Genomic DNA, 1,141 nt, shown 5'->3' on the forward strand with positions numbered 1-1,141 from the left:
GTATTGCTGAAGGAAATCCGTTCGCTTGGTATCAATATCGAGCTGGAAAACGACTAAGGCAGTGGGCTCCGCCGGGTAACGACGGAGCCACTGTGTACCCGGGTTTAGGAAAGAATCTAGAGCGAAAGCTCACTACGGAGGACTGGCCTTGAAAGACTTGCTGAATTTGCTCAAAAGTCAGGGACAAGTCACGGAGTTCGACAAGATCCGCATCGCGCTTGCGCCGCCGGATCTGATCCGCTCCTGGTCTTTTGGTGAAGTGAAAAAGCCTGAGACCATTAACTACCGCACGTTCAAGCCTGAGCGTGATGGTCTGTTTTGTGCGCGAATCTTTGGTCCNATCAAGGACTACGAATGCCTGTGCGGTAAGTACAAGCGTTTAAAGCATCGTGGCGTTATCTGTGAGAAGTGTGGCGTTGAAGTCACCCTCTCCAAGGTGCGTCGTGAGCGCATGGGGCACATCGAACTGGCGAGCCCCACCGCGCACATCTGGTTCCTGAAGTCACTGCCGTCCCGTATCGGCCTGATGCTGGATATGACCCTGCGTGATATCGAGCGTGTGCTGTACTTCGAATCCTTTGTCGTGACTGAGCCGGGCATGACCACGCTGGAGCGTGGGCAGCTGCTCACCGATGAAGAATACTTCGACTCCCTGGAAGAATTCGGTGACGAATTCGAAGCCAAGATGGGTGCCGAGGCTGTGCAGCAGCTGCTGATGGAGTTGGATCTGGTTGAAGAAATCAAGATCCTGCGTGAGGAAGTGGAATCCACTAACTCCGACACCAAGCTGAAGAAGCTCTCCAAGCGTCTGAAGTTGATGGAAGCCTTCAAGGATTCCGGCAACGCGCCTGAGTGGATGATTCTCACCGTGCTGCCGGTTCTGCCGCCGGATCTGCGTCCGCTGGTGCCGCTGGACGGTGGCCGTTTCGCCACCTCCGACCTGAACGATCTGTACCGCCGGGTGATCAACCGGAACAACCGCCTCAAGCGTCTGCTGGACCTGAGTGCGCCGGACATCATCGTGCGTAACGAAAAGCGTATGCTGCAGGAATCTGTGGATGCGCTGCTGGATAACGGCCGCCGCGGCCGTGCCATCACCGGTTCCAACAAGCGTCCGCTGAAGTCCCTTGCCGACATGATC

The 1,141-nt window shown here is 56.1% G+C and carries 1 pseudogene; it reads left to right on the plus strand.

Annotation, left to right across the window (positions count from 1 at the left end):
• Positions 1 to 148 precede the first annotated feature (148 nt).
• Positions 149 to 1,141, plus strand: a pseudogene (locus A3730_RS03730) (DNA-directed RNA polymerase subunit beta'); the annotation flags it as partial.

The organism is Alcanivorax sp. HI0044 (assembly GCF_001634945.1).